The 26602-nt window shown below is 70.9% G+C and carries 25 protein-coding genes and 2 pseudogenes; 7 read left to right on the top strand and 20 right to left on the bottom strand.

What is annotated here, in order from left to right:
* Positions 1–13: 13 nt before the first annotated feature.
* The 7 genes and pseudogenes from ACWDRW_RS15270 to ACWDRW_RS15240 form a co-directional block, all read right to left on the bottom strand.
* Positions 14–1585, bottom strand: a complete 1572-nt coding sequence (locus tag ACWDRW_RS15270) for a phytoene desaturase family protein (protein WP_451723372.1) — start codon at positions 1583–1585, stop codon at positions 14–16.
* 84 nt (positions 1586–1669) lie between these two features.
* Positions 1670–3907 carry a tetratricopeptide repeat protein gene (locus ACWDRW_RS15265; RefSeq protein ID WP_451723371.1) on the bottom strand — a complete coding sequence of 746 codons (2238 nt, stop codon included), beginning with the start codon at positions 3905–3907 and terminating at the stop codon, positions 1670–1672.
* Entirely contained in the window at positions 3889–4836 is a 948-nt protein-coding gene (locus ACWDRW_RS15260; protein WP_451723369.1) for an oxygenase MpaB family protein, read from the bottom strand. Before ACWDRW_RS15260 ends, ACWDRW_RS15265 begins: the two co-directional genes overlap by 19 nt.
* 383 nt (positions 4837–5219) lie before the next feature.
* Positions 5220–6143 carry a DUF1918 domain-containing protein gene (locus ACWDRW_RS15255; protein ID WP_451723368.1) on the bottom strand — a complete coding sequence of 308 codons (924 nt, stop codon included), beginning with the start codon at positions 6141–6143 and terminating at the stop codon, positions 5220–5222.
* A 230-nt stretch (positions 6144–6373) separates the two neighbouring features.
* Positions 6374–6832: an Hsp20/alpha crystallin family protein gene (locus tag ACWDRW_RS15250; protein WP_451723365.1), complete on the bottom strand. Its 459-nt coding sequence runs from the start codon at positions 6830–6832 to the stop codon at positions 6374–6376.
* Positions 6819–7115, bottom strand: a pseudogene (locus tag ACWDRW_RS15245) (nicotinate phosphoribosyltransferase); the annotation flags it as partial. The gene ACWDRW_RS15250 and the pseudogene ACWDRW_RS15245, both read right to left, overlap by 14 nt.
* 49 nt (positions 7116–7164) lie before the next feature.
* Positions 7165–7767, bottom strand: a complete 603-nt coding sequence (locus tag ACWDRW_RS15240) for an Rv1733c family protein (protein ID WP_451723363.1) — start codon at positions 7765–7767, stop codon at positions 7165–7167.
* A 132-nt stretch (positions 7768–7899) separates the two neighbouring features.
* Here ACWDRW_RS15240 and ACWDRW_RS15235 point away from each other — a divergent pair, with 132 nt between their 5' ends.
* The 4 genes from ACWDRW_RS15235 to ACWDRW_RS15220 all read left to right on the top strand — a co-directional run bounded on the left by ACWDRW_RS15235 (position 7900) and on the right by ACWDRW_RS15220 (position 9773).
* Complete coding sequence (locus ACWDRW_RS15235; RefSeq protein WP_451723361.1) at positions 7900–8028, top strand: hypothetical protein; 129 nt, start codon at positions 7900–7902, stop codon at positions 8026–8028.
* A 276-nt stretch (positions 8029–8304) separates the two neighbouring features.
* Complete coding sequence (locus tag ACWDRW_RS15230; protein WP_451723359.1) at positions 8305–9177, top strand: universal stress protein; 873 nt, start codon at positions 8305–8307, stop codon at positions 9175–9177.
* 83 nt (positions 9178–9260) lie between these two features.
* Positions 9261–9431 (top strand): hypothetical protein, encoded by a 171-nt coding sequence (locus ACWDRW_RS15225; protein WP_451723356.1) that lies wholly within the window; start codon positions 9261–9263, stop codon positions 9429–9431.
* Between the two features lie 39 nt (positions 9432–9470).
* Positions 9471–9773, top strand: a complete 303-nt coding sequence (locus ACWDRW_RS15220; RefSeq protein WP_451723354.1) for a hypothetical protein — start codon at positions 9471–9473, stop codon at positions 9771–9773.
* Positions 9774–9814: 41 nt separating this feature from the next.
* Here ACWDRW_RS15220 and ACWDRW_RS15215 read toward each other — a convergent pair whose 3' ends face one another.
* Positions 9815–10885 (bottom strand): zinc-dependent alcohol dehydrogenase family protein, encoded by a 1071-nt coding sequence (locus ACWDRW_RS15215; protein WP_451723353.1) that lies wholly within the window; start codon positions 10883–10885, stop codon positions 9815–9817.
* A gap of 225 nt (positions 10886–11110) precedes the next feature.
* Here ACWDRW_RS15215 and ACWDRW_RS15210 point away from each other — a divergent pair, with 225 nt between their 5' ends.
* Positions 11111–11524 carry an STAS domain-containing protein gene (locus tag ACWDRW_RS15210; RefSeq protein WP_451723351.1) on the top strand — a complete coding sequence of 138 codons (414 nt, stop codon included), beginning with the start codon at positions 11111–11113 and terminating at the stop codon, positions 11522–11524.
* A 253-nt stretch (positions 11525–11777) separates the two neighbouring features.
* Positions 11778–12269: a hemerythrin domain-containing protein gene (locus tag ACWDRW_RS15205; RefSeq protein WP_451723350.1), complete on the top strand. Its 492-nt coding sequence runs from the start codon at positions 11778–11780 to the stop codon at positions 12267–12269.
* A 400-nt stretch (positions 12270–12669) separates the two neighbouring features.
* Here ACWDRW_RS15205 and ACWDRW_RS15200 read toward each other — a convergent pair whose 3' ends face one another.
* From ACWDRW_RS15200 to ACWDRW_RS15190, 3 genes are all read right to left on the bottom strand, one after another.
* Positions 12670–13650 carry an acetate/propionate family kinase gene (locus tag ACWDRW_RS15200; RefSeq protein ID WP_451723348.1) on the bottom strand — a complete coding sequence of 327 codons (981 nt, stop codon included), beginning with the start codon at positions 13648–13650 and terminating at the stop codon, positions 12670–12672.
* 569 nt (positions 13651–14219) lie between these two features.
* Positions 14220–16394 (bottom strand): FUSC family protein, encoded by a 2175-nt coding sequence (locus ACWDRW_RS15195; protein WP_451723346.1) that lies wholly within the window; start codon positions 16392–16394, stop codon positions 14220–14222.
* Positions 16395–16474: 80 nt separating this feature from the next.
* Complete coding sequence (locus ACWDRW_RS15190; protein ID WP_451723345.1) at positions 16475–17578, bottom strand: hypothetical protein; 1104 nt, start codon at positions 17576–17578, stop codon at positions 16475–16477.
* Between the two features lie 291 nt (positions 17579–17869).
* Here ACWDRW_RS15190 and ACWDRW_RS15185 point away from each other — a divergent pair, with 291 nt between their 5' ends.
* A complete protein-coding gene (locus ACWDRW_RS15185; RefSeq protein ID WP_451723344.1) occupies positions 17870–18319 on the top strand; it encodes a DUF1931 family protein in 450 nt (149 codons plus the stop codon).
* 13 nt (positions 18320–18332) lie between these two features.
* Here ACWDRW_RS15185 and ACWDRW_RS15180 read toward each other — a convergent pair.
* The 9 genes and pseudogenes from ACWDRW_RS15180 to ACWDRW_RS15140 form a co-directional block, all read right to left on the bottom strand.
* Positions 18333–18722 (bottom strand): annotated as a pseudogene (locus tag ACWDRW_RS15180) (DUF2267 domain-containing protein); the annotation flags it as partial.
* A 175-nt stretch (positions 18723–18897) separates the two neighbouring features.
* Entirely contained in the window at positions 18898–19395 is a 498-nt protein-coding gene (locus tag ACWDRW_RS15175) for an Hsp20/alpha crystallin family protein (RefSeq protein ID WP_451723342.1), read from the bottom strand.
* Between the two features lie 85 nt (positions 19396–19480).
* The gene (locus ACWDRW_RS15170) at positions 19481–21262 is read right to left on the bottom strand and encodes an FAD-dependent oxidoreductase (protein ID WP_451723341.1); all 1782 of its coding nucleotides are present in this window, start codon (positions 21260–21262) and stop codon (positions 19481–19483) included.
* Positions 21262–21525: a UBP-type zinc finger domain-containing protein gene (locus tag ACWDRW_RS15165; protein WP_451723340.1), complete on the bottom strand. Its 264-nt coding sequence runs from the start codon at positions 21523–21525 to the stop codon at positions 21262–21264. The genes ACWDRW_RS15170 and ACWDRW_RS15165 overlap by 1 nt, the downstream gene beginning before the upstream one ends.
* Before the next feature lie 6 nt (positions 21526–21531).
* Entirely contained in the window at positions 21532–21987 is a 456-nt protein-coding gene (gene trxA, locus ACWDRW_RS15160; RefSeq protein ID WP_451723338.1) for a thioredoxin, read from the bottom strand.
* Positions 21984–24623 (bottom strand): ATP-dependent chaperone ClpB, encoded by a 2640-nt coding sequence (clpB, locus tag ACWDRW_RS15155; protein WP_451723337.1) that lies wholly within the window; start codon positions 24621–24623, stop codon positions 21984–21986. The genes trxA and clpB overlap by 4 nt, the downstream gene beginning before the upstream one ends.
* Positions 24614–25021, bottom strand: a complete 408-nt coding sequence (locus tag ACWDRW_RS15150; RefSeq protein WP_451723336.1) for a chaperone modulator CbpM — start codon at positions 25019–25021, stop codon at positions 24614–24616. The genes clpB and ACWDRW_RS15150 overlap by 10 nt, the downstream gene beginning before the upstream one ends.
* Entirely contained in the window at positions 25021–25974 is a 954-nt protein-coding gene (locus tag ACWDRW_RS15145) for a DnaJ C-terminal domain-containing protein (RefSeq protein WP_451723334.1), read from the bottom strand. The genes ACWDRW_RS15150 and ACWDRW_RS15145 overlap by 1 nt, the downstream gene beginning before the upstream one ends.
* Positions 25975–25980: 6 nt before the next feature.
* On the bottom strand, positions 25981–26598 hold the full coding sequence (locus tag ACWDRW_RS15140) for a nucleotide exchange factor GrpE (protein WP_451723332.1): 618 nt from the start codon (positions 26596–26598) through the stop codon (positions 25981–25983).
* Positions 26599–26602: the final 4 nt, after the last annotated feature.

Genomic DNA, 26602 nt, shown 5'->3' with positions numbered 1-26602 from the left:
GTTCTCGGAGGGCCTACGAACCCTCCAGCACCGCCATCGCCGCATTGTGCCCCGGCACCCCGCTCACCCCTCCCCCGCGCACCGCGCCCGCCCCGCACAGCAGGACGTTCGCGTGCTCCGTCTCCACGCCCCAGCGGCCCGTGCCGTCCTGGGCGTGGGGCCAGGACAGGTCGCGGTGGAAGATGTTGCCGCCCGGCAGGCGCAGGTCCCGTTCCAGGTCGAGCGGGGTCTTCGCCTCGATGCACGGCCTTCCCTCGGCGTCGGTCGCCAGACAGTCGGCGAGGGGTTCGGCCAGATGGGCGTCGAGCTGCGCCAGCGTCGACTTGAGCAGCTCCTCGCGTACGGCGTCGTTGTCGCGCGCGAAGAGCCGGGCCGGCGTGTGCAGTCCGAAGAGGGTGAGCGTCTGGTAGCCGCGGTCGACGAGGTCGGGGCCGAGGATCGTCGGGTCGGTGAGCGAGTGGCAGTAGATCTCCGAGGGCGGGGCGGTGGGCAGTTCGCCCGCGGCGGCCTGGGCGTGGGCGGTGGCCAGCTGTTCGTAACCCTCGGCGATGTGGAAGGTCCCGGAGAACGCCTCGCGCGGGTCGACGGAACCGTCCTTCAGCCGGGGCAGCCGCTTGAGCAGCATGTTCACCTTCAGCTGGGCGCCCTCGGCGGGATCCGCGGGGGTGGTTCCGGTCAGCGCGGCCAGCTCCTGGGGGGAGGCGCCCACCAGGACGTGCCGGGCGGCGGCGACGCCCTCGCCGTCGGCGGTGCGGTAGGTGACCTCGGCCCTCGTGCCGTCCGTGTCGATCCGTACGGCCTCGTGGCCGGTGGCGAAGACGACGCCGGCCGCCCGGGCCGCCCCCGCGATCGCGTCGGTGAGGGCGCCCATGCCGCCGACGGGCACGTCCCAGGCGCCGGTGCCGCCGCCGATGACGTGGTAGAGGAAGCAGCGGTTCTGCTTCAGGGAGGGGTCGTGGGCGTCGGCGAAGGTGCCGATGAGGGCGTCGGTGAGGACGACTCCGCGCACGAGGTCGTCGCTGAAGCGGTCCTCGATGGCGGTGCCGATGGGCTCCTCGAACAGGATCCGCCAGGCCTCCTCGTCGTCGACGCGGCGGCGCAGCTCCTCGCGGGTGGGCAGCGGTTCGGTGAGCGTGGGGAAGACCCGCTGGGCGACCTCCCCGGTCAGGCCGTAGAAGCGCTGCCAGGCGGCGTACTCGCGCTCCCCGCCGGTGAGCCTGCCGAACGCCTCCCGGGTGCGCCGTTCACCGCCGCCGACGAGCAGGCCGGTGGACTGTCCGGCCCGCTCCACGGGGGTGTACGAGGAGACGGTGCGGGTGCGGACCCGGAAGTTCAGGCCGAGGTCCCGCACGATCTTCTTGGGAAGCAGGCTGACCAGGTAGGAGTAGCGGGACAGCCGTGCGTCCACGCCCGCGAAGGGGCGGGTGGAGATGGCGGCGCCGCCGGTGTGGTCCAGCCGCTCCAGCACCAGCACGGACCGTCCGGCCCGGGCCAGATAGGTGGCGGCGACCAGACCGTTGTGGCCGCCTCCGACGATGACGGCGTCGTACGCGCGATGTCCCGGGTGTCCCTCGTGTGCAGGCATGGTCCTTCGTAACACGAGATGATCTAGGTCGGCCAGGGCTGCGGAGCGAACAGGTCCGGTCGGCTCCGAGGGCCGGGGCCGGGGTCAGTGGCCGCCCGTCGCGTGCTGCTGCCGCAGCGCCGCGACCCTGCGGTACAGGTCGACGGCCTCGGCGGCGCGGCCCAGTTGTTCCAGGCAGTGGGCCTCGTCGTTGCGGCTGGCGAGGGTGTCGGGGTGGGCCGCGCCCAGGACGCGTTCGCGGGCCTGGGCGACCCCGCGGTACTCGGTGAGCGCGTCGGGCCAGCGGCCGAGCCAGCCGAGCCCGACGGCGACCTCGCGGCGGCTGACCAGGGTGTCGGGGTGGTCGGCGCCGAGGACGCGTTCGCGGATCGCGCAGACGTCGCGGGACTCGGCGAGGGCCTCCTCCCATCGCCCGAGCCGGCCGAGGTTGACGCCTAGGCCGTGGCGGGCGCGCAGGGTCTCGGGGTGGGTGGGGCCGTGCACCCGGGTGCGGTCCTCGATCAGCTCGCGGTACAGCTGGAGGGCCTCCGCGCTGCGGCCGAGCCGGCCGAGGCTGATGCCGACCTCGTAGCGGGCGGCGAGGGTGTCGGCGTGGTCGGGGCCGAGCGCCTGGGCGCGGGCCTCGGCGACCTCGCGGTAGGTGTGCAGGGCCTCCGCCCAGCGACCCAACTGACCCAGTGCGTAAGCGACTTCGTACCGAGTGACGAGGGTTTCCGGGTGGTCCGGGCCGAGCACCCTGGCACGTGCGGCGGCGACCTCGCGGGCCATGCGGTACGAGTCCTCCAGGCGGCCGAGCCGGCTGAGGTTGAAGGCCAGGTTGTGGCGGCAGCGCAGGGTGTCGGGGTGTTCGGCGCCCATGGTCCGCTCACGGGCGGCGAGCACCGACTGGTAGACCTGGTGGGCGTCGAAGTGACGGCCCAACTGGCCGAGCACGTAGGCCATTTCCTGGCGGGCGGCGAGCGTTTCCGGGTGGTCGGGGCCGAGCGCCAGGCTCCTGGCCCGGGCGACGTGCTTGTACTCGCGCAGGGCGTCGGCTGCGCGGCCGGTGCGGCTGAGGGTGAAGGCGACCTCGAAGCGGCTGGCGAGGGTGTCGGGGTGCTCGGGTCCGAGCAGGTGCTCGCGCTCGGCGGCGACGGCCCGGTGGACCTCGCCGGCCTCCGCCCAGCGGCCGAGGCGCCCGAGGCTGAGCCCCGCGTTGTGCCGTCCGGCGAGCGCGGTGAGTGCCCCCGTGTCGGGGGCGGGCGGATCCTGGGTGGCGGGCTCCTCGGGCCGGCCGCCCGACGGACGGGGGATCCACTCGCCGGTCAGTCCGGCTCCGGCGTCCGGGGGTGTGCTGCGCAGTCCGGCGCCGGTGGCCTTGTGGCCGGTGGTCATGCCCTGGGTCCAGGACGGCAGCCGGGTCTCGCGGCCGACGGGCTCGGGCGGGCGCGGCGCGGGGCGGGGGGTGACGACGGTCGGCACGTACGTCGGGGTGCCGCGGCCGAGGCCGATGCGGCGGGCCACCTCACGGGCGTCGTGCGGCCGGTCCTCGGGGCGCTTGGCCAGCAGGTCGAGGATGACCTTCTCCAGGTACGCGGGGAGTTCAAAGCGGTGTTCGCGGGGTGGTCGCGGCGGGGTGTCGCGGTGGCCGACGAGGACGGCCCAGGCGTCGTCGAGGTCGAAGGGCGGTACGCCGGTGGCGATCTCGTAGAGGACACAGCCCAGCGAGTACAGGTCGCTGCGCTGGTCCACCTCCGCGCCGCCGATCTGTTCCGGGGACATGTAGTGCGGGGTGCCCATGGCGATGCCGGTGCCGGTGAGCCGGGAGGTGAAGCCGATGTCGGCGCCGAGGCGGGCGATGCCGAAGTCGCAGATCTTCACGGTGCCGTCGGTCAGCCGCACGATGTTCGCGGGTTTCAAGTCGCGGTGCACGATGCCCTGTTGATGGGTGTAGGCGAGGGCGGCGGTGACCTGGTCGGCGATGTCGACGACGGCCGGCACGGGCAGCGGATGGTGCTTGTTGTCCTCCAGCAGCTGACTGAGGTTGCGTCCCTCCAGCAGTTCCATCACGAGATAGAGGACGCCGTCGGACTCGCCGAAGTCATGGACGACCGTGACGCCGCGGTGCTGCAGGGCGGCGGCCACCCGGGCCTCTCGTCGGAAGCGCTCCCTGAGGACACGGGTGAAGGACTGGTCGTGGTGCGCTCCCAGCGGTTTGAGGCACTTGACGGCAACCTGACGACCGAGCGACTCGTCGCGCGCCCGCCACACCTCGCCCATGCCGCCGCGCCCGATCGGATCCAGCAACCGGTACCGGCCGTGGATCAGCCTGCTGTCCCCCATCTCCCGCGCTCGCCCCCGTCGCTGTGATGCCCGCCCTCCCCCGGCTCGTCCAGTATGGCGAGCTGTCGTCCGAGTTTGTACGGTGCCGGGCGCGCGCCCGGACCGATCCGGTCCATGGCCCGCAGGATGTGTTTGGGCGGCAGCTGCCAGCGCAGCCGTGCGGGAATGCGCCGTAGCACCATGCCCGCGACACGCAACTGACGGACGACGGCGGCCGGTTGGGGGGCCGGTCTGCCGTACAGCTCGTGGGCGTACGGCGGCAGGGCGGCGTACGCCAGTTGCGCCACGCGCCGCCACACCACAGCGCGCGCCGGGACCAGCAGGGGGTGCGTCGGCGGACGGAGCAGGAAGTCGTCCGCCGCGCGTGCTTCTGCTCCGGCGGCCAAATCGGGGCGCACCTTCTCGAAGTACGCCGCCATCTCGGCCTGGTCGGCGGGCACGTCCTCGGGGTCGAGCCCCACCAGCCGTGCGCTGACGCGCTGTTCGCGGATGTACCGGTCGGCCTCGGAGTCGGTGAGCCGGAACCCCGACCGCCGCGCGACGCTCAGGTAGGAGTCGATCTCGGCGCAGTGAACCCACAGCAGCAGCTCGGGTTCGTCGACCCCGTACTCCTCACCGGTGCCGGGGTCGGTGGCCCGCAGCTTGGCGTGGATCTTCCGCACCCGGGCACCGGCCTTCTCGGCCGCCTCGCCGGTGCCGTACGAGATGGTCCCGACGAAGTTGGCGGTACGCAGCAGCCGGCCCCACGCGTCGTGCCGGAAGTCGGAGTTCTGCATGACGCCGCGCACCGCCCTCGGGTGCAGGGCCTGCAGGTAGAGCGCGCGTACTCCGGCGATCCACATCATCGGATCACCGTGCATCTGCCAGGTCACCGAGTCCGGCCCGAACAGACCGGGGTCGGGTGTACGGGAGGCATCCACACGCGCCATTCTGTGCGGACCGCCCTCGGCCATCAAGCAGGTGAACCGAAGACACAGGTGTCCAAGCGCGGAAGGGACGAGCTCAGCGGAGTCCCTTCGGTCGGGTGGAGCGGGCAGGCAGGGCACCCGGATCAGCACCTGACGCCCAGGCGGCGCGCGGCTGCCGTTCCGTCCATCGCGCATGGGGCCCTGCCCCGCGCTTGCGCGGCCCGAAGGCGTACGGCGGGACTCGGTCGTCTGCGGTCCCGGCCGACGGGACGTCGGTAGGCGTCCACCGCGCCAGGTCCTCTCCACCGCCGAGGTCGGTGATGTTGCGTGCCGCGGCCTGGACCAGTTCCAGCACCTCCCGCAGATGCCACGAGGTCGGCCGCTCCTTCATGGCCCGTGGGCGCCTACTGGTCGGCGGGAGTGATGCGCCGGCCCGTGAGGTGGGCGGGACGGATCGACACCCACATATCGCGTGCGCCGCCCGCCCACGGCTCGGTGTGCGCGCGCTTGACGAGCCCGCGCACGGCGTCGGGCTCGGTGACGGCGTTCGCGGGGCCGACCGCGAGCACGCTCCAGCCCTGGCTCATCGCCTCGTCCACGTGGTCGACCTCGAAGGCGACCTCCCTTCCGACAGCCGCCGCGGGCACGGAGTCCGGCATGGTCCGGAAGACGATCTCGCCCTCCACGACCTCGTAGTTGACCGGGACTACCGCGGGGCGGCCGTCGGGCGTCGATACCGCGATGCGCCCCACGCCGTGCGTGGACAGCAGGTGGCGGCATTCCTCCGGGCTGAGGTCCCGCAGTCGTGGATGCAGCAATGCGTGACCCTGACCGGGTGGCAGGTCGACGCCCGCCCCGCGGAGGGCCGTGGCTGTGGTGCCCAACGCGTCGGCCAGCCTGAGGAGAGTCGCCATGCTCGGGTCAGCCGACTGTTCCTCCAGATAAGCCAGGTACTCCGGCGACATTCGGGCGCGTCGGGCCGTTTCCTCCCGGCTCAGCCCACGCCTGCGGCGTTCGACGGCCACGCGCCGGCCGATGTCGCCCGGACCGGGTGCCCCGGTCGGCGGAGCGGCCGCGGACCCGGCCTCCGCCTCGCCCCTGTCCGGCGCGGAAGATCCGCGGGTGGTGCCGGGCTGCCCGTGCTCCGTGTGCCGGATGTGCGCGTCGGGCCCGGGGAAGACGAGCGTCACTTCGTCCGTGTCCGACCAGCGCACGTCGTACGGGGGCGTTCCGTCCTCGTGGTGGAGTCCGACGATCTCGCCGTCGCGCCTGGTCGCGCCGGTCTTCTGGCTTTCGATGACGAGTTGGTCGCCGAGGTGAGCTCGCATGATCGCCGCCCTCTCCTCAGATGGGTGCTGTATCCAACGTGCCACGCGAGGCAGGCGGCCGCATGGGGCGACCGGGCCCCTGTTGCGGAGAGGCGGGGACGACGGCATCCGCGACGACATCACCGAGCGCCTCACATACCACCTCGGAGACACGCCAGATGGTGGCCGTGCGAGGCCTGCGGAGCCGTCGGCCTCGCACAGGGGGACTGGACGGACGCGCCCAACCCGGCTCAGCCCGTGATCTCGATGCGGTGCGCCTTCCCCGTCTCGGTTTTCGGGACGCGCACCGTGAGGACTCCGCTCGTCAGGTCCGCGCTGATGTGCTCGGTGTCGGAGTTCGGCGGCAGAGTCGTGCGGTAGTCGAACTGCCCTTTGCGGCGGGTGTGCCTGCGGACCACCCCGGTTTCTTCCTTCTCCTTGATCTCACCGCGGATGTCGAGCTCGCCCTCCGCGACCTCCACGGTGATCTGGTCCTTGTCCACGCCGGGAAGCTCCAGTTCCACCAGGTAGGCGTCCTCGGTGTCCACGACATCGGCCAGCGGCGCCCACGGCTCCACCGTGCCGAACTCGGGGTAGGCGCCGACGGGGAAGACGGCGTGCATGAGCTGGTCCATCCGGGTTCGCAGATCGTCCAGTTCATGCAGGGCTGCCGAAAGCCCACCTCTGCTGTGTCGTGCGGGCTGTGTCATGGCTGACCTCCTTGCCTTGTTTCCTCACCCGGGCAACCACAACCGGATGCCCGGCCGCCGCGAGAACGCATCGTGCGGTCCTCGAGGCGATGGCGGTCTGGTGGCTGAGCTGGTTGAGGACGTACGTCCCGGCCGGCTGCGCCTGCGGGAGCGGCGCGGTCACCTCCAGCAGGGGCTCCCCCGCCGGCACGATCCGTCCTTCCGGCACCGCCCGCACGTCACCGGTGAACTCCAGGCCGAGCAGGGGCTGAAGGTCCTGCCGCGGTCGAGGTAGCGCGGACGCGTCGGACATCAGCCTCGCCTCCTCGGCTCCCGTCCGGGTTTGCTGTCCGTCAGCGGTGGAAGCGCGCGGACCACAAGGGCTCGACCAGATCCCACTCGGCGTCCCACTGCGCGTACCTTCTCCGGTCCAGCACCCAGCGCATGCCTGCCCGGGCCGCGTAGACTCCCGCGCCCACGCCGATCGCGGCCATACCGCCCGCGAACCAGCCGTTTGTCTGTGCGGTGAGCTCGTTCATCGGCGGACTGGTGACGGTCCCCTCCCGGTCCACCCACACCCGCACGGCGGCGCCCTTCACCGTTCCCGCCGTCACGAGGGTCGTCCCCGTCCGCACCGTGCCGTTGTCGTCGGTCCAGCGGACCTGCGCCTGTCGCTTCCCCTCTTCGGGGTCGCCCTTGACCTCCGACGTCAGCCGGGCGGTGACCTCATGCCGATCCGCCGACTGGGCTTGCACGGTGTGCATCGACGACTCGTACGCCGCCAGCCCCGCGCTGACCGCGGCCACGGGCAGGCCGAGCACGAGGAGCAGCATCAGCAGGCCGCGAACCCAGGACTCGCATCGATCGGACGTACGTCGCAGAGGGGTGACGCCCTTGGCCGCATGCTCCGGGCGCGGGGGCGGACCGGACGGGTGCGGTGAATTCCGTGCGCTCATGACTCGGCCTCCAGCAAGTGGCTGGTCCGTTCCCCCACTGCTTTGTTCCCACCATCGGACGGCGGCGGCCTCCGGTCACAGGGCCGAAAGTCCCTGGGCGGACGACTTCCGGTCCCGCCGGGGCTGGCTGTCATGGTTGATCAGTCCCAGTTGCAGGCCCGGGTGCCCTTGTCGTCCGCGGGCCCCGACGACCAGCAGGTCCGCCCGCAGGCCGCCTCCAGCAGGGCCGGCGTGCCGGTCCGTCGATCACCCGTCGGCTGACCGAGGCGCCGAGCCCCGGCGCAAAAGCGCTCGGCAGGGGCACCGTGGAAGCACCCTCCCTTGCGGTCCCGCCCCCTGCCTCCGCTCGCCCGGGTTCCGCGTCTGGCGCACCTTGCGGTCCACATGCGCCACGGCGGGGATTGAGGTACTCCTCGAATGAGAGAACCCGCCATGCCATCCCGGCATGGCGACGATGTCCGGACCGTCCGCACCGTCGGATTCGCGCACCGTCATCCACCGCCATCTCCAGCTTCGTACGAGACGGAGGCCGCCGCCATGCAACCAGCCGTCACCGTGGGCCTGGACGGCTCACCGGCCAGTCTTGCCGCCGCCCGCTGGGCCGCCGAGGAGGCCGAGAAGCGCAAGCTCACCCTCCGTCTGCTGCACGCCTGGCCGCTGCTGGCACCGGAGCCGACGCACCTCCCCTCGGAAGTCGATCAGAACTACTGGGCGAAGCGTTTTGTCCACAGCGCCCAGGCGGAACTCCAGGCACATCACCCGGGCCTGACCATCGTCGGGAACCTGGTCGCGGACGATGCCCAGAACGCCCTGCTCCAAGCGGCATCCGAGTCCGAGATACTCGTGCTCGGTTCACGGGGGCTGGAGCCCGTCCAGAGTTACTTCCTCGGCGACGTGAGCATGCCCGTCGTGGCACGGGCGGAGCGGCCAGTGGTCCTCGTCCGCGCCGGAACCGGGGAGGAAGGGGTGGTTCCGGCATCCGCAGGCCGTGTGGTGGTGGCCCTGAAAATGCACGGTTCGTCCGACGACCTGCTCGACTTCGCCTTCCATACCGCTGCCGCCAGAGGCCTTCCCCTCCAAGCCGTCCACGGCCGAAGCGTGCCGCTCCACGCGCACGTTCCCTGGGGTGTGGACCACAACGTCAGCGAGGAGATCACGCGGGACGCGTCGAACGAGCTGGGCAAGGCGCTCCACCCCTGGCGCGCGAAGTACCCGCAGGTGGACGTGGCCGACGACGTGCTTCTCGAAAGCCCCGCCAAGGCCGTCGTACGGGCTGCCGAAGGCGCCACTCTGCTGGTGGTCGGCCGACGCGCGCACCGTCCTGGAGGTATGGCTCCCCAATTGGGTCACGTGGCGCAGGCGGCCATCCATCACGGTCGCTGCCCCGTCGCCGTCGTACCGCATGACTGACCCCGCCGCCACGGGAGGCCAGTGGGACCAATGCCTTGAGCCAGGCGGGAACTCCGGCCCGGTGAACCTGGCGGAGCCGGAGGATGATCGCCGATCTGTCCGAGGGACCGGGTGCCGACATGGTCATCGAGGTATCAGGCGAACCGGACGGCTTCGTCCTGTGCACCCGCGCCGTCCGCGCGGGAGGGCACATCGACAACACCGGCACGCACGACAAGCCGGTCACGCTGCATTTCGAATCCCCTGTGGCGTAAGAACGTGATGATCAGCATGGGCCAGGTGGACGCGAACTGGTGAGGTTCGGCCGCCTGCACGTCTCACAGCTGGTCACGCACACCTTCGGCCTCGACCACACCCTGGAGTTGGCCGCCTGCGTCGCCCTCTACGCGGGACGTATCTGCACCGTCACGGCCCGCACCGCTCGGGCCGAGGCTCCCGACCGCCCGGATCGCGTCACGTCCGTGCGTGTCACCGTCGTCCCGCCGCCCGCCGCCTCCGCCCAGCGCCACGCGGCCATGTCGGCCGTCGCGTCCCCCTGCACGGTCCGCAGCACACTGCACCAACCGCCGGAGATCACCATCGCGCTGAAGGCGTGAAGCCCGATGGCCGGCACGGGCGGCCGGCAACACGTCGGTCGTCAGGCCGCCCGAGCCGGGACGACCTCGTGCTGCTCCCCGCCGAGCACAACCTTGAGCGCACCGGTGTCGGAGGCGTGGGCGAAGACGTCGTACGCCTCCTGCATGCGTGTCAGTGGGAAGGTGTGAGTGACCAGCTGCCCGGTGGGCAGCCGGCCGGCGGCCGCCATCCGGAGCAGGGTGGGGGTGGAGTACGTGTCGACCAGGCCCGTGGTGATGGTCACGTTCTTGATCCACAGGTCCTCCAGGTGCAGGGTCGCGGGCTTGCCGTGCACGCCGACGTTGGCCACGTGCCCGCCGGGCCGCACCATGCGCGTGCAGATCTCGAAGCTCTCCGGCACGCCGACGGCCTCGACGGCCACGTCCGCGCCGAGCCCGTCGGTGAGGTCCTCGATCAGCTGCTCGGGGACTTCCCGGGCGTCCGCCACCGCGTCCGCGCCGAGCTGCCTGGCCGCCTCCAGTCGCGCGGCGACGAGGTCCACGGCGACGATCCGCTCCGGTGCGAACAGCTTGGCCGTGGCGATGGCCGCGAGCCCGATGGGACCAGCGCCCACGATGACGACGGTGTCCCCGGGCCGTACGTGCCCGTTCAGCACACCGACCTCGTAGGCGGTCGGGAAGATGTCGGCCAGCAGCACCGCGTCCCTGCTGTCCAGGACGCTGGGCAGTGGGTGCACGGAGAGATCGGCGTACGGCACGCGCACGTACTCGGCCTGGGTGCCGTCGATCAGGTGGCCCAGGATCCAGCCTCCGCCGCCCCGGCACTGGCCGTACATGCTCTCCCGGCAGTACCGACAGCGGCCGCAGGCGGTGATGCATGAGACGAGAACTCGATCCCCCGGCCGCACGGTGCGCACGTCACCGCCGACGTCGACGATCTCACCGACCGCCTCGTGCCCCAGCACCGTGCCGGGGCGCACCTCGGGCACGTCGCCTTTGAGGATGTGCAGGTCCGTCCCGCAGATGGTGACGGTGTCGACGCGCACGATCGCGTCCGTCGCCTCCTTGATACCGGGGTCCGGGACGTCCTCCCAGGCGGACTGTCCGGGGCTGTGAAAAACGTAGCCCTTCATGGCGTTCCCACCTTCCGGCCGATGGCACGATGCCGGGACTGCACCGCCTATTCCAGCTTGTCGCGGCCCGGCGGACGGCGCATGGGCCGGACGGACCCGTCCGACGACCGACCGGAGTCTGTTCCGGCGGTCTGTCCACGGCCGCACCAGGCAGGCCCCACCGGACCCGGGTACCAGGACCGGTCGGCCCTGTCAGGGCACCTCTTCACCCGGTTTGCTGGGACCATGTCCGATCGTTCCATCGGAACCCCTCCGCATCTCACGGAGCGCGCGGTCGGCGGCACCACCGTGGTGACCGTGCGTGGTGAGATCGACCTGCTCACGGCACCGGGGCTGATGGCGCGCCTGGACGTACTGACCGCCGGTGGGCGCCCCGACCTGGTGCTGAACCTGGGTCCGGTGTCGTTCATGGACTGCGCCGGGCTGAGGGCCCTGTGCCGGGCACGGAACCGGGTCAGGGCACGACGCGGCCGACTACGCCTGGTCACCGACAGCACCTTCTTCCGGTGGACCCTCCGGCACGCCGGTCTGGCGGGCGTCTTCGAGTTGCTCCCGGCCCTGCCCGACGACGTGGCTGATACGCAGGCGGCGGACGCCGACAACGTCCCAACGGGCGGACGGACACCAGGGAGCCACTGAACGCCGGAGCTCCGGCCGGGTCTCCTTGGTGGTGAGACCCGAGCGCGTGGTCCCCGGAGGTCTTCGCCTCCGGCTTGGCGGGGATGCGGGGGCCGCGGTTCCGTGCAGTCGGACCGCCGTCTTCCCCCGAGGCTGTGCAGGCCGCCGTCCGAGGGATCGCTCGTCGTCCGATCGGGCAGTCCCGCTGAACCCCCGTGGACGGGGTAGCAGGATCTCGGCAAGCTCCCCCCGCACGAAAGTGAGGCTTGTTCCCATGGCGGAGACACGAGACGTCGTTGAACTCATTCTTCAGGACCACCGGAAGATGGAGGAGCTCTTTCGCCTGATGCGCAGCGTCGAAGCCGACCGGGCCGCCGCTTTGCGGGAGTTCTCCGATCTGCTGATCGCGCACGCACTGGCGGAAGAGGCGAAGGTCTATCCCGCGCTCAAGCGCTACAAGAAGATCGACGACGAAGAGGTGGAACACGGCGAGGAGGAGCACGAGGAGGGCAACAAGGCACTCCTGGAACTCCTGCAAGTCGACGAGGTCGGCTCCGAGGAGTGGGACGAGAAGCTGGAAGATCTCGTTCAGGCCGTCACCCATCACGCCGACGAGGAGGAGCGCACCATCCTCAACGGAGCGCGCGAGAACGTGGCCATGGAGCGCCGCGAGGAACTGGGCGAGGCGTTCGTGGAAGAGCGCGAGCGTCAGCTGAAGGAAGGTTGCGGTGCCGTCGACAACGTGCGCCGCATCGTCAACTCCTGACCGCAACGCCTGCCACGCCCCCGAACGGCCGGCGCTCCGTTCCCCGCTGGGTGCGGGGCGACGGCCGCAGACGGATCCGGATCCTCCTTGAGGTCAGGGCGGCCGGCCACGCGACGCTTCCCCGGTCGCCCAGGGCCGCCCGTCCGAGGAGGCCGCTTGACACAGCTCTGACCGGTGTGACGCTGGAGAAGAAGGGGCCAGGCACCCACCGGGTGAAAGTCTCCGGGACGCGAAGGGGGGCGATCGAATGGACCGGGTTCCCGAGGTGGCCGTAGTAGGAGCCGGCACGCGTACAGTGGCCTCGCCCAGGTGGTCGACCTCGAAGGCGACATCCGTTACCCGTTGACAACCCGACTGGCCATTCGCAAGGTGTGACAACAGACAGTCCGAATAGTGACAATTACCCCACCCCGTCAGCAATGCCGAGCACCCGTCGGGTCTCGGCGGCGATCTGGTGTGTCTCGCCGGTTGCGACCACGAGGACCGGGACACCTCTCCCCGCCTGATCGATGCGTCGGTGGCCTTCCCGCATCAGATCTTCCAGATCGGGGACGAGCAGCCCGCCTCGTACACCGAGAACGGTCAGGGCCGAGCAGATCTCCTCGCGTACCTCGGGCTGGTCCTCGCCGATCTCCCCGGTGAAGGCCAGCGCGTCCAGCCGATCCAGCGAGGCCGCCATCGAGGCGATGCCCCTGCGGCAGCTGAGTGTGAACGTCGCCAGCGCCAACGCGGCCGCGGCGTCGCCTTCCGCGCGGGCGCGCACCAGGTCCCGGGTGTCTCCCGAGGTGCCGGAGAGGCCGAGCAGACCGGAATGCCGGTGGAGTGCGTCATCCAGTTCGTCCGCGCTCAGACCGTGCCGCCGCTGCAGCCACAGCAGCGCGCCGGGGTCGACGCTGCCGCTGCGTCGGCTCATCACCAGGCCTTCCAGCGGAGTGAAGCCCATGGTGGTGTCCACGCTGCGTCCGTTCCGGACGGCGCAGGCCGAGCAGCCCCCTCCCAAGTGCACGAGCACGACCTGGAGATTGTCGAGGGGTCGGCCCAAAGCCTGCGCCGTCCTCCGCAGTGCCCACGAGTAGGAAAGCCCGTGGAAGCCGTACCGGCGCAGCCCGTATTCGGCTCGCCATCGCTCCGGCACAGCGTACGTGCGCGCCGGTGTCGGCAGATCCTTGTGAAAGACAGTGTCGAAGCAGGCGACATGAGGAACGTCGGGCAGGAGTTCTCGTGCGGCATCGACCATGTGCAGGGCAGGGGTCACATGCAGCGGCGCGAGATCGGCGACGTCCGCCAGCAGAGCCCGTACGCGTGCGTCGATCAGCGTGTGTCCAGTCAGGTGGGGACCGCTGTGAACGATGCGGTGACCCACCGCCGCGGGAGCGGGCACCTCGTTGAGGAGGTTCCGCAGTTCCGCCGCAGCAGCGGGCCCCGAGGGCTGTGAGGCGTCTCGATCCGCCACCCGTTCACCGTCCGCCGCGAACAGCGCGATGTGAAGGCTCGAAGAGCCGGCGTCGAGGACCAGTACGTCACCCTCACTCCTCTCGCGGTAGCGGTCAGCACTCATCACACACTCCCAGTGCGCCTGCGTCCTCCGGCACGGTGCGCCCGCCACGGAGTGCGACATCGTGCTCATGGTCGGCCTCGGCGCGTACCGGGCTGTGATCCGCGCGGCTCGGCAGGTCGGTGGAAAACACACTGAGGTCCCAGTCGCCGTCCTCCAGGCGGGTACCTCCGTTTCGGCCACGTCGGACTTCGGCCTGCTCCTTCGCCGCCAGGGCGGGCCGTAGGTTCCTGCCGTCCGTGTTCGAGTCGGGCTGCCTCATGACCCTCGTCCTGCCGCCTGGTAGGCCTCGGCGGTGATGTCGCGCCTCGCCGCTTCCCCCAAGGTGCCAGCACAGGGAGGGATCCGCTCGCCCAGCCGTTCAACAGCACGCCGCGCCCTCGTCGCCGGAGCCCTCACCCACTCCCTTGCGCCGGTCCTGATCGCGCACCTTCCGCAACCCCGGCAGCCCGCACCCGCCGCTCCTCGCGAGCGGAGCCGACGTCCCGTTCCAGAGGTGTACGACTTACGGCTGTCGCGAGGTTGTCCAAGGCCCTCTTCTGCAGTTTCGCACCGCGCCGCAGCACCGGGCTCCGGTCCCCGATGACGCCCTCCCACGCGTCGAGCGCCTTCGACAGGCGCCCCCAGTCCGGATTCCTGTGCTCGCGCACGTCTTCCGATGCCTGCGCGGTGTCCGCCTCCAAGGCCTCGGCGAACCGCTCCGCCTCGGGGACGAAACGGCTGTCGACCCGCGGGACTTGGCTCTCCATGAGCATCGCCGCCCGGTCGAACTCCTCGAGCGCCTCCTGCGCATCCGCCGCCTCGCGCGACGTCAGCCCCCTGGGGCCGACGGGTTCCTGCCTCGCCTGGTCATAAGCGTCCTGCCAGGCGGCACGTGCCTCCCTGCTCGCCAGCAGGGCCCTGCGCATGGCGGCTCGATGCTCCCGGGTCGGTTCGGCGTAGCTGCGGAGCACTGCGGCCGCGTAGCGGCCGTCGGCGGCGAGCCAGTCCGCCAGCCGGCCCGGCAGCCGAGGGGTCTCCCATGCGGGGAACACCACGTACGCCAGCATGGCCAGGGCCCCGCCGAGCAGGGTGAGCACTACCCGCTCCGGGACCGTCTGCTCCCATGCCTGGCCGCCCATGCCGAGCAAGAAGACGACGTACGCGGCGGTGAAGCACTGGGAGTAGGCGTAGCCGGTACGGAGCAGTGTGTACGACAGGGCCGCCGAGACCACCGCCAGCGCGCCGAACACCTGGGCGTCCGGGCCCAGGGCCCGCACCATCCCGGTGGCGAGCGCAACGCCCGCCAGCGTCCCCGCGAAACGCCCCACCGCACGCGCGTACGTCTGGTGGAAGTCCGGCCGCATCACCATCACCGAGGCGATGGGCGCCCAGTAGCCGTGTTCCAGGGGTAGCCGGGAAGCGAGCAGATAGCCGAGCGTGGCCACCGCCGCCAGGCGGACGGCGTGCCGGAACACCGGTGAGTCCCGCCGGAGTTCACGGCGGACCGCCCGAACGACGACCGGGAGCAGCCGGAACATGGTCGGGCGGACCAGGAACTGGGCGCTCGCGGGGCCGGGCGGCGTAGGCGCCTTGGCGCGCGCCTCGCCGCACCTGGCAATCTCCCACGCCTCGGCGAGCAGTTCCACGAGCCGTTCGGCGGCCTGCCGGGCGGGCCCCTCCAGCACCTCGCCCTCCTCGTCGAAGCACAGGACGTCCGCGCTCCGGGGCGGCATCTCGGCGGGAGTGCCGCGGCGGATCGAACGGGCGGCCGCGTCCAGGACGTCGGCGGCCGCGCCGAGCAACTCCCGTGCTCGGTCGCGCCCGGGTCCCTCCGCCGGGGCGCCGACGTCCGGATCGGCGAGCGCGGCGACCACCGGCAGAATGCGCTCGGCGAGGCCTCGGGGGCCGTGGAGGACGGGGGGCCGGGTGCGGGCCTGTGACGGCGTCACGGCGGCCGCGTCCCGGGCCGTCATCAGCGGCTCCGGGTCGAACGGGGCGGTCGGGTCGTGCCGCAGTCGGCGGGCGTGGTCGGCCACGGCGGCCAGAGCGTCGGCCAGCGCGTCCCGATGCGCCCCCCAGCGGCGAATCGGGAACAGCAGGATCAGCACGGCCTGCGCCACGCCTCCGAGCGCGATGACCCCGGCGTGTTCCAGAGCTCGCCCGATGCTCGTGGGCAGGGTGATGGTCACCAGCATGCTGCCCACCGTCGTCGCTGCGACGATCCCGGCGGTCGAGCCGAGGGCCCACGCCATCCCCGCGGCAAAGGCCCATACGGCCAGCAGCGGGAGGAACGTCACGAGTCGCCCGGCCGCCAGGTAGCCCACGAAGGTGCTGAGCGCCAGAACCGCGCCCGCGCCGAGCGCGATCACCTTGCGCGGACGCCAGGTGCGCTGGAAGGTGGCAGCACCCGCGGAGTAGGCACCGAGGGCGGCGGAGGCGGCGTACGCAGGGGAGACCAGCCACAGCGCCGGTCCGATGACGAGCGCCACCCCAGCGGCCGTGCGCAGCGCGAGGAGAGGCTCCAGCCGCGTCTCCTCGATCGTGAGCCCGGATCGCACGACCTCTCCGAAGGTCCGCAGCCACCTCACTCATGTGAGCCTAGCCGGAACCCCCTGCCGGGGCGCGTCGGCCGCGTCGCCGCCTCCTTGCTGCTTGTGCCGGTCTCGGTTCAGTTCGGGGGCTGGTCACCGTGGTCGCCCTGGAGCGTGTGACGACGTTCCTGTTCGCGCTTGGAGTAGGCGGCCGCCCTGATCGCCTCGTCGCTCTCCAGGCCTGATCCCAGTGCGCCGCCCACGGTGGCGACCGAAGCGACGAACCAGGCCAGCGTCACGTACTCCTCGGCGTTCAGCGGGTTTCGCGTCATGGAAGCGAACACCTGGTCGTTGAGGATGAACAGCGCCCACACCAAGTTGATGACCATCAGACCCACGTAGCAGACGAGCACCCCGATACCCACGGTCACGACCGTCGAGACGTTGTAGAGCCTGGTCCTCTGCCTCGCCTCAGGTGAGCCTTCTGTTGATCGATGCCACAGCTCCCCGTCCACGATCAGCCAGCCGATCATGAGCCCGACGGACCCGACCATGGCGATCACGAGGCGTGGCGCACTCAGGGCCTCGGCAAGGCTCCAGGTGGTGGAGTCCAGGGTGGCGATGGCCCCCGTCGCGAGTGCGGCCGCCAGGGCTTTCGACAGGCCCGTCACCAACCGCCACGGCCGGTTGGCGCGAACCATGCCGAAGAGCACTCGCAGGTAACCGCGCGGCCCGCTGACGACGTACCGAAGATCGTCGGTCTCCGCCTCGTCGGTCGGGCCCGGATGAACAGGCGCGAGACGATTGACGAAGGGCCTGAGCATCGTCTGACTTCGCGGAGGTGCCTCAGCCCCAGTGGTGTGCGGGCCCGCCAAGTCAAGGACTGCTTCTTCGACGGCTCGCCGGGCCCTCGTCAGCAGCCGCAGGCCCCCCAGTGAAGGAAGCGAGAGAAGGGCCAAGCCGTGTTCGTGATTCAGATTCACAGCGAGCCGGCGTCCGTGTGAGTGCAGCGGAAGGTCAGTGAGGGCCACAACGATGTCCCAGTTCTCCGCACTCCCACGCTCCATGATCCGGCGCATCAAAGTAGGCGGGTCCTCCGTCCCCGAGGTGAAGGGCTCGCTCACCACCTCGACGTCGAACCGTCGCGCCTGGCCCGACTGGTCGGCGAGCCGAGCGGAGAGTGTCCGGGCGATGCGCTGCGCGATCTCCGTCGGCGCATACGGATCCGCCAGCAGAGCCACGACCGTAGCGCCCTGAGACGACACCCGCATGCGTGGATCCTCCTCGTCGGCTGCCCCTCGATCCCAAGTGCCCACAGACGCCACCGGGGTAACGCCGAGGCCGCGTGGCGCGCTGACCTCCGTCTTCGGGTGCAACGACCCCGGGCAGCCGGTCACTAGGCCTGGCAGGGCAATACGGAGGGGCTAATTGGGCCCGGCATGCGCATGCGTTCGCGCGTCCGCGTCGGCCAGGCTGGCTGGGAAGCCCAGGGGCCGGGAGCCACCCGGGTCCCGCAGACGGAGGGTGCCACCATGACCGTGATGTCCATCGCCAGGTTCGAGAGGTTCTTCCGTGCGGCCGCGGGGCTGGACGTCGACAAGAACGATCTCAAGCGCTACAGCGACTTCGTCGATGCCAAGCTCTACGATCTGCTGACCGTCGCCCAGGCCACTGCCAAGGCCAACGGGCGCGACATCATCCAGACCTCTGACCTGCCGATCACGAAAGGCCTGCAGGAGAGCATTCACCATTTCCGGAAGATCGACCAGGAAGTGGAAATCAAGCCGATCCTGGAACAGCTCGCCACCCATCCCGCTCTGGACCGTACGCCCGACGAGGAGACCGAGGCGGCCTATCCGGACATCGTCGGCGGACTCAGCCTGGCCCTCGCCCAGAGTTTCAAGATCCTCCACCCCGACCTGAAAAATCCCCAGACTCAGCACTGGGACGAGGCTCGAGCCGTCTTCGACCTCCTGCTCTGAGGGGCGACGCTGAGTCCGCGAGGTCGGCCTTGCCGAACAGGACCGCGTAGCTGGAGGGGAGTTGACTGATGATCTGATTCAGTTCTCCGCCGGTGACGGCGTCGGCAACGGTGGTCAGGACCGCGCCGGCGTCCCACTCCGCCGTTCGCGGCCGGGCATTGGTGCGCTCGGCGACCCGGCGGTAGAACTCTTCGAGCCCGAAGCTCTGCGCCTGCTGCGGCGTGGCATGGTCCAGAACCCGTTTCAGCGGGCCGGGCAACTGGGATGCGAGGTCCTTGACCTCTCCCGGGCTGATCCGTTGGGCCAGCACTTCCAGCACGGCGTTGGTGACGTCCGCGGCTTCATCCTGGTCCTTGTATTCGCCTCGCTCGCGTACACGGGCGAGGAATCCGTCGTATTTCATCGCTGCCTCCTTCTGCCGCGCCTTGCGGTAGCTGCCGCCGGCAGGGATCTCGGGCCCTGGACTCCCGTTCGGACCCACGCGAGGCGCGGCGGAGTCGGCCGTGATGGTCATGCGACGCGATGCTCGGGCGCCGCGCGCGGGTGCGAAGCAGAGGAAGAGGCCCGGCGTTCGCGAGTCAGCCGCTGCTCCCGGGGCTTTCACTCGTCTCGCTGATCTCGACATGCCGGGGCTTTGCGACCTCGGCCTTGGGGACGTTGATGGTGAGCACCCCGTCCGACATCCGCGCGTTGATCTTTTCGGTGTCGACCTCTCCGGGCAGCCGCAGCCGGTACTCGAAGGCCCCGGTGCGGCGAGTGCTCCGGCGCAGGACACCTTTGCGTTCCTTCTCCTTGATCTCTCCGGTGACCACCAGCTCCTGGCCGTTCGCCTCGACGTCGATGTCCTTGCTCTTGACGCCGGGGAGTTCGATCTCGACGCGGAAGGCGTCGTCGGATTCCGTGACATCCGCGAGAGGTGTCCACGCGACCGCGGTCGCCGCGCTTCCCAGCGTGGATTCCATCAGCCCGCTCATTTCGCTGAGCAGTTGGTCGAACTCCGTCAGCGGATTGCGTGCCAAGCCGAGCGGCCTGGCCTGTATCGCGGCACCCCGTTGGTGCCGGACGGGCGCATTCATTCCCATCGCCTCCTGCTTCCTCGCCTTCTCCTTCGACTTCTCCCTCTCGACTTCTCCTTCTCTTGATCTCGTCGCTCTGGGGTGGTCATCCGAGCCAAGCGGACTCCCTCGGACGGGTGTGCGGGGAGCTGTCGGTGCCGCCGGGCGAGGCCGTGTGGCCCAGGTAGCGGTGCACGAAGTGGATGCTCATCGCGCCGTCGCCGACCGCGGAGGCCACGCGTTTGACCGAGCCGCTGCGGACGTCGCCGACGGCGAACACTCCAGGCAGGCTGGTCTCCAACGTCAGGCAGTCGCGGCCCTGGCTCTGCCACAGTCCGGGGACGGAACAGGCCTGCGCCTCCGCCCCGGTGAGCACGAAGCCGCGCGCGTCGAGGGCGAGCGCGCCTGACAGCCACTCGGTGTGGGGCTCGGCGCCGGTGAAGACGAACAGGGCCCGCACCGCGAGCCGGCGGTGCTCGCCCGTACGGTGGTCGACCACGGTGACCGCCTCCAGCACCTTGTCGCCGAGTGCCTCGGTCACCTCGGTGCGCAGCAGCACGCGCACCCGCGGGTGGCGCTCGACCTGATCGATCAGGTAGCGGGACATGTGCGCCTCGAGGCTCGGCCCGCGAACGAGCAGATACACCTGCGGTGCGAACCCGGCCAGGAAGAGTACGGCCTGGCCCGCTGAGTTGCCGCCGCCAACGACGGCCACCGGGTCGGTGCGGCACTGCTGGGCTTCGTAGACGGTCGCCGAGTAGTGGACGCTCGTTCCCTCCAGGCGTTCGATGCCGGGCGCATGGAGGCGGCGGTAGTGGGCGCCGGTGGCCAGGACGACGGTGCGGGCGGTGATCTCGCTGCCGTCGGCGAACCCGACGGCGTAGTGGCCGTCCCGCGGTTCGAGGCGGGCCGCCTCCGCCGGGACGCTGATCCGGGCGCCGAACTTGTCGGCCTGGAGCACGGCGCGGTCGGTGAGTTCGGCGCCGGAGATGCCGGAGGGGAAGCCGAGCAGATTCTCGATGCGGGACGACGTCCCGGCCTGGCCGCCGGTGGCCATCGCCTCGACCAGGGTCGTACCGAGGCCCTCCGAGGCGGCGTTTACCGCGGCGGCGAGACCGGCGGGTCCGGAGCCGACGATCAGGAGATCGCCGTGATGGTTTCCGGCGGGCAGCGAGGGCAGGCCGATGAGCCGGGCCAGTTCCGCGTTGCTGGGGTTGCGCAGCAGAGTGGTGTCCCGCCAGATCACGAGCGGTGTCTCTTCCGGCCCTACGCCGAAGCGGCGCAGCAGCTCCTCGGCCTCCTCATCCGTCTCCAGATCGATCCAGCGGTACGGCAGCCGGTTGCGGGCGGCGAACTCGCGCAGCCGCCGGGTGTCGGGTGAATAACGCGAGCCGACGATGCGGAAACCGGCGCCCTGCCCGACGAGCAGGGCACGGCGGCCCAGGCAGGCGCGCAGCACCAGATCGCCGAGGACGGAGTCCCGGGTCACCAGGTCACGCAGCTGATCCATGGACAGGGCGAGGACCTCACCGGGGTCCCTGACCGTAGCGGTGTAGAAGGCCACCTGCCCGTTCAGGAGGCCGAGTTCGCCGATGAAGCGGCCGGGGCCGTGTACACGCAGCAGACGTTCCTCGGGCGTGCCGTAGTCCTCGACGACGGCGACCGAGCCGCTGAGGACGACGTAGAACGTCTCGCACCGCTCCCCCTCCCGGATCAGCACATCGCCGGCGTCGACGGCTCGCCGCCGGCCACGCTGCGCCAGGCGGTCCATCTGGTCCTCCGGCAGCCGGGGATAGGCACCGTAGATGTCGGCGGTCTCGAAGGGGACGCTCGCCTCCGTCTCGTCCGGCACCTGTGCTGCGCTTGGCCGCCTCTTGTCGCCGGACATCACACGAACGCCTCGTGGACGAAGCACCAGCGCCAGTCCTCGCCGGGCTGGAATGACTGCACGATCGGATGGCCGTCGGTGGCGGCGTGACGGCGCGCGTGCCGGTTCGGCGAGGAGTCGCAGCAGCCGACGTGGCCGCAGGTCAGACAGAGCCTCAGGTGGACCCACGGGGAGCCGAGCAGCAGACACTCTTGACACCCTTCGGGGGTCAGTGGCTCGACCGGCCGAACGAGCGCGAGATGGGGGTCGGTTCGTACAGTCATGGCTGATCACCCTTTCCCGGGTTCGCGGCCCGCGATCGACTGCTCCACCCATCGCCGCAGCGCCGGGGCAGGCGCGGCACCCGCCTGCCGGGCGATGGTCTGTCCCTTGTCGAGGACCAACAGTGTCGGTACCGCCTGGACCTCGAAGCGCTGCGCCAGCCGAGGGTTCCTGTCGATGTCGACCTTGACGAGTTTGATCCGGCCGGCGAGATCGGCGGCGACCTTCTCCAGTGCGGGGCTCACCATGCGGCAGGGGCCGCACCAGGTGGCCCACAGGTCGACCACGACGGGCACGTCGGCCCGCTCGACGACCTCGGCGAAGTCGTCGTCACCCACGTCCACCAGCCACGGCAGCGGCTGCTTGCAGTTGCCGCACCGGGGGCGGCCCTCGGCGGACACGGGAACCCGGTTCCTGCGCCCGCAGTGCGGGCACGTGACGTTCGTGGCCCGAACGGTGCTCATGCCGCCTGCGCTCCCTTCACGTCCTCGGCCTGGTCATAGGTGACCACCAGCTCTCCCGCCTGGGCGTCGACTCGGACCGTGGCGCCGTCCTGTACGTCGCCGCGCAGCAGGGCGCGCCCGACCAGTGTCTCGACCTCGTGGGAGATGTAACGTCGCAGCGGCCGGGCCCCGTACACCGGGTCGTAGCCCTGGTGTGCGATCAACTCGCGCGCCGCCTCGGTGAGTTCAACGGTGATGCGGCGCTCGGCGAGGCGACGGCGCAGTTCGTCGAACTGCAGCTCCACGATCGTTTCGATCTGCCGCTCACCGAGCGGCTTGAACAGCACGATGTCGTCGACGCGGTTGAGGAACTCCGGGCGGAAGTGCCCGCGCAGCTCGCCCATCACCAGGGCGCGGGCGTCCGGCTTGATCTCACCTTCGGCGGTGGCGCCGTCGAGGAGGTGCTCGGAGCCGATATTGGACGTCATGATGATCACGGTGTTGCGGAAGTCGACGGTGCGGCCCTGGGCGTCGGTGATGCGGCCGTCGTCGAGGATCTGCAGCAGGGTGTTGAAGACGTCGGTGTGGGCCTTCTCGATCTCGTCGAACAGTACGACCGAGTACGGCTTGCGGCGTACGGCCTCCGTGAGCTGTCCGCCCTCCTCGTAGCCGACGTATCCGGGCGGTGCGCCCATCAGTCGGCTGACGGTGTGCCGCTCCTGGTACTCGCTCATGTCGAGGCGGACCATGTTCTCCTCGGAGTCGAACAGGGCCGCCGCGAGGGTCTTGGCCAGCTCGGTCTTCCCGACGCCGGTCGGGCCGAGGAAGATGAACGAGCCGATGGGGCGGCGCGGGTCCCGGATGCCGGAGCGGGCGCGGATGATGGCGTCGGCGACGAGCTGGACGGCTTCGTCCTGACCGATGACGCGCTCGCGCAGGATCTCGTCGAGGCGCAGCAGCTTCTCGCGCTCGCCCTCCTGGAGGCGGGCGACGGGAACGCCGGTCCAGGCGGCCACGATCTCGGCGATCTCCTCCTCGGTGACGACCTCGCGCAGCAGCCGGTTCTGCCCCTGCTTGGCGGCCAGTTGCTCCTCCTCGGCCTTCAGCCGTCGCTCCAGGTCCCGGAGGCGGCCGTAGCGGAGTTCGGCGGCGCGGTTGAGGTCGTAGGCGCGTTCGGCCTCCTCGGCTTCGTGGCGGACCTGTTCCAGTTCCTGGCGCAGTTCCTGCACGCGGCGGATCGCCTGCCGTTCGGCCTCCCACTGGGCGTGTTTGGCGTCGGCCTCGCCGCGCAGGTCGGCGAGTTCCTTGCGCAGTTCCTCCAGGCGGGTTTTGCTCGCCGGGTCGGTCTCCTTGGAGAGGGCGGCCTCCTCGATCTCCAGACGCGTGACGCGGCGGGTGATCTCGTCCAGTTCGGCGGGCATCGAGTCGATCTCGGTACGCAGCCGGGCGCAGGCCTCGTCGACGAGGTCGATGGCCTTGTCGGGCAGGAACCGATCGGTGATGTAGCGGTGGCTGAGGGTCGCCGCGGAGACCAGTGCGGTGTCCTGGATCTTCACTCCGTGGAAGATTTCCAGTCGTTCGCGCAGCCCGCGCAGGATGGAGATGGTGTCCTCCACGCTCGGCTCGTCGACCAGGACCTGCTGGAAGCGGCGTTCGAGGGCGGCGTCCTTCTCGATGTGCTTGCGGTACTCGTCGAGGGTGGTGGCGCCGATCATGTGGAGTTCGCCGCGGGCGAGCATCGGCTTGAGCATGTTGCCCGCGTCCATGGCTCCTTCGGCGGCGCCCGCGCCGACGACGGTGTGGAGTTCGTCGACGAAGAGCAGGATGCGCCCCTGGGCTGCCTTCACCTCGGACAGCACGGCCTTGAGGCGTTCCTCGAACTCGCCGCGGTACTTGGCTCCGGCGACCAGAGAGCCCATGTCGAGAGCGAACACGGTCTTGTCGCGCAGTCCTTCAGGCACGTCGCCGCGGACGATGCGCTGGGCCAGACCCTCGACGATGGCGGTCTTGCCGACGCCGGGGTCGCCGATGAGGACGGGGTTGTTCTTGGTCTTGCGGCTGAGGATCTGGGTGACGCGGCGGATCTCGGCGTCCCGGCCGATGACCGGGTCCAGCTTGCCGTTCCTGGCCTCGGCGACCAGGTCGCGGCCGTACTTCTCGAGCGCCTCGTACGCCACTTCGGGGTTGGCCGAGGTCACGCGCTGGTTGCCGCGGATCTGGGTCAGCGCGCTCAGGAACGAGTCCCGGGTGATGCCGTGCTCCTTGAGCAGGCGTCCGGCGGCGGTCGCCGACCCCTCTTCGGCCAGGGCCAACAGGAGGTGTTCCACGGACACGTACTCGTCCTTGAGGCGTTTGGCCTCCCGCTCGGCGGTGTCCAGCAGCCGGGACAGGCGCTGGGTGACGAACACCTGGCCCGGTGCCGCACCCGGGCCGGTCACCTTGGGCCGGCGGGAAAGCTCGTCACGCACGGCCGCACGGAGTTCCTCGGGCTCCCTTCCCGCCTGTTGCAGCAGCCGCGGGATCAGGCCGTCCTCCTGGTCGAGGAGCGCGAGCAGCAGGTGCTCACCGTCGACCTCGGTCTGGCCCATGCGGACCGCGGCGGTCTGCGCCTCCTGGAGGGCTTCCTGTGACTTCTGGGTGAGACGGTTCATGTCCATGGCGGTATGTCACTCCTCGTACCGGCGCGGCGCAGTGCGGCTTCGAGCAGGCTGATGCGGTCCAGCAGATCGAGCACCAGACCGATGGATGCGTAGTTGAGACAGAGACCGGAGCGCAGCCGCTGCACGCGGGCGATGACCGCCGGGGCCGCTGAGTCGAACACCAGGCGCCCCGCGGCGTCGCGCTCGGCGTCGACCAGGCCCAGGGCTACGAACCGGCGGACCAGGTCGGGATGGACGCCGGCGCGGCGGGCCACGGTGTCCAGGGAAAGCCTGGGAACGGGGACGAGCGCGTAACGCACGGCCGTTGAGCCGGAGCTCGTCCGTACGGGACGCCCGCCCGCGTCGGCCCGGGCGGTCCGACCGCCGGCGGCTGCCCCTGAGGGTCGTTCGCTCATCACGTCCTCCTGGGGTCGTACGAAGAGGTGGCGGCGAGCTCCTCGAACAGCTCGCGCTCCCGGTCGCTGAGCTTGGGAGGCACCATGACGCGGAGTTCGGCGTAGAGGTTGCCGTCGGCACCGCGCGGGTTCGGCATGCCCTCGCCGCGCAGCCGCAGCCGCCGACCGCTGGACGAGCCCGCGGGCACCGTGACCTTGGCCGTGCCGCCGCCCGGGGTGGGCACCGGCACCGTCGCGCCCAGGGCCGCCTCCCAGGGGGTGACGGGGACCTGTACGTGGATGTCGCGGCCGTCCAGCCGGAAGCGGGGGTGCGGTTGCATACGCACCCGCAGATACAGATCCCCCGCGGCGGCGTCACCGCTGCCCCGTCCGCCCTCGCCCGCGAGCCGGACGCGCTGCCCGTCGGTGACGCCGGGCGGTACGTCGACCTCGTACCGTCGCGGCTGCCCGGTGGGGCCGGCGAGCGTGACGGTGCGGCGGCCGCCCCGGTAGGCCTCCTCGACGGTGAGCGGCAGCTCGGCCTCCTGGTCGGCCCCCGGTACACCGCCGGGGGCGGCGCCTGCTCCGAAGAGCGAGCCGAACAGGTCCTCGATGTCGATGCCCTCACCTGCGAAGTCGTCGCCGAAGCCGGTGTACCGGACACGGGGGCCGCCCGCACCAGCGGTCCTGTGAGCGCGGAAGCCGCCACCGGGTCCCGCTCCGGCACCGACCCGCTCCTCCCAGTCCTCGGGGACCTTCCGGAAGTCCTCGCCGAAGCGGTCGTAACGGGCCCGGGTCTTGGGGTCCGAGAGGACGCTGTACGCCTCGTTGAGGTCCTTGAAGCGTTCCTCCGCCCCCGGGTCCTTGTTGACGTCGGGGTGGTACTTGCGGGCGAGTTTGCGATACGCCTGCTGGATCTCGTCCTGGCTCGCGGTCCGTGACACGCCCAGCGCGTCGTAGAAGTCCTGTGCCATGACCGGTCACTCCCGCTTCGCGACCGTCACGGCGGCGGGCCTGAGCTGGCGTTCGCCGTCCCCGTAGCCCGGCCGGAGCACCTGGACCACCGTGCCCGGTGGGGCGTCAGGGTCCTGGACGACGCCGATCACCTCGTGCCGGGCCGGGTCGAAGGCGACGCCGGTCTCCGCGTGCCGCGGGTAGCCCAGCAGTTCGAGGACGTTCACCCCCTGGTCGCGGACGGCCCGGACGCCTTCCACGATCGCGCCGGGGTCGGATCCGGCATGCGTCAGGGCGAGTTCGAGGTTGTCCAGGACGGGCAGGAAGGCGGCGGCCGTGCGGGACCGCTCGGACGTCCGCTCCCGCTCCAGTTCCCTGATGTGGCGCTTGCGGAGGTTGTCGAGGTCGGCGAGCGCGCGCCGCCAGCGGTCCTCCAGTTCCCTGAGCTCGGCCGTGTGCTCGTCCTCGGTCGGGGTGGGGCCGCCGGCCGCGTCGGGGCCGGGTTCCGCGTCCGTGTCGGGCCCCGGCCCGGTCGGCGGGCCCGAGCCCGGAAGATCCCGTCCGGGAGGGTGTACGGCGCCCTCCGGAGCCGGGTCGACCGGGTCCGGCACGGCCGGGTCGGATTCCCTGGGGTGGATCGGCATGGCG

The organism is Streptomyces sp. NPDC003635, from assembly GCF_053587635.1.
This window is presented reverse-complemented; position numbering and strand designations above follow the sequence as displayed.

What these genes read in the sequence shown, in the direction of transcription:
- ACWDRW_RS15270 (WP_451723372.1), bottom strand. Translation starts at nt 1,585, where the DNA reads ATGCCTGCACACGAGGGACACCCGGGACATCGCGCGTACGACGCCGTC.
- ACWDRW_RS15265 (WP_451723371.1), bottom strand. Translation starts at nt 3,907, where the DNA reads ATGGGGGACAGCAGGCTGATCCACGGCCGGTACCGGTTGCTGGATCCG.
- ACWDRW_RS15260 (WP_451723369.1), bottom strand. Translation starts at nt 4,836, where the DNA reads ATGGCGCGTGTGGATGCCTCCCGTACACCCGACCCCGGTCTGTTCGGG.
- ACWDRW_RS15255 (WP_451723368.1), bottom strand. Translation starts at nt 6,143, where the DNA reads ATGCGAGCTCACCTCGGCGACCAACTCGTCATCGAAAGCCAGAAGACC.
- ACWDRW_RS15250 (WP_451723365.1), bottom strand. Translation starts at nt 6,832, where the DNA reads ATGACACAGCCCGCACGACACAGCAGAGGTGGGCTTTCGGCAGCCCTG.
- ACWDRW_RS15240 (WP_451723363.1), bottom strand. Translation starts at nt 7,767, where the DNA reads ATGAGCGCACGGAATTCACCGCACCCGTCCGGTCCGCCCCCGCGCCCG.
- ACWDRW_RS15235 (WP_451723361.1), top strand. Translation starts at nt 7,900, where the DNA reads ATGGTTGATCAGTCCCAGTTGCAGGCCCGGGTGCCCTTGTCGTCCGCG.
- ACWDRW_RS15230 (WP_451723359.1), top strand. Translation starts at nt 8,305, where the DNA reads ATGCAACCAGCCGTCACCGTGGGCCTGGACGGCTCACCGGCCAGTCTT.
- ACWDRW_RS15225 (WP_451723356.1), top strand. Translation starts at nt 9,261, where the DNA reads ATGATCGCCGATCTGTCCGAGGGACCGGGTGCCGACATGGTCATCGAG.
- ACWDRW_RS15215 (WP_451723353.1), bottom strand. Translation starts at nt 10,885, where the DNA reads ATGAAGGGCTACGTTTTTCACAGCCCCGGACAGTCCGCCTGGGAGGAC.
- ACWDRW_RS15210 (WP_451723351.1), top strand. Translation starts at nt 11,111, where the DNA reads ATGTCCGATCGTTCCATCGGAACCCCTCCGCATCTCACGGAGCGCGCG.
- ACWDRW_RS15205 (WP_451723350.1), top strand. Translation starts at nt 11,778, where the DNA reads ATGGCGGAGACACGAGACGTCGTTGAACTCATTCTTCAGGACCACCGG.
- ACWDRW_RS15185 (WP_451723344.1), top strand. Translation starts at nt 17,870, where the DNA reads ATGACCGTGATGTCCATCGCCAGGTTCGAGAGGTTCTTCCGTGCGGCC.
- ACWDRW_RS15175 (WP_451723342.1), bottom strand. Translation starts at nt 19,395, where the DNA reads ATGAATGCGCCCGTCCGGCACCAACGGGGTGCCGCGATACAGGCCAGG.
- ACWDRW_RS15170 (WP_451723341.1), bottom strand. Translation starts at nt 21,262, where the DNA reads ATGTCCGGCGACAAGAGGCGGCCAAGCGCAGCACAGGTGCCGGACGAG.
- ACWDRW_RS15165 (WP_451723340.1), bottom strand. Translation starts at nt 21,525, where the DNA reads ATGACTGTACGAACCGACCCCCATCTCGCGCTCGTTCGGCCGGTCGAG.
- trxA (WP_451723338.1), bottom strand. Translation starts at nt 21,987, where the DNA reads ATGAGCACCGTTCGGGCCACGAACGTCACGTGCCCGCACTGCGGGCGC.
- clpB (WP_451723337.1), bottom strand. Translation starts at nt 24,623, where the DNA reads ATGGACATGAACCGTCTCACCCAGAAGTCACAGGAAGCCCTCCAGGAG.
- ACWDRW_RS15150 (WP_451723336.1), bottom strand. Translation starts at nt 25,021, where the DNA reads ATGAGCGAACGACCCTCAGGGGCAGCCGCCGGCGGTCGGACCGCCCGG.
- ACWDRW_RS15145 (WP_451723334.1), bottom strand. Translation starts at nt 25,974, where the DNA reads ATGGCACAGGACTTCTACGACGCGCTGGGCGTGTCACGGACCGCGAGC.
- ACWDRW_RS15140 (WP_451723332.1), bottom strand. Translation starts at nt 26,598, where the DNA reads ATGCCGATCCACCCCAGGGAATCCGACCCGGCCGTGCCGGACCCGGTC.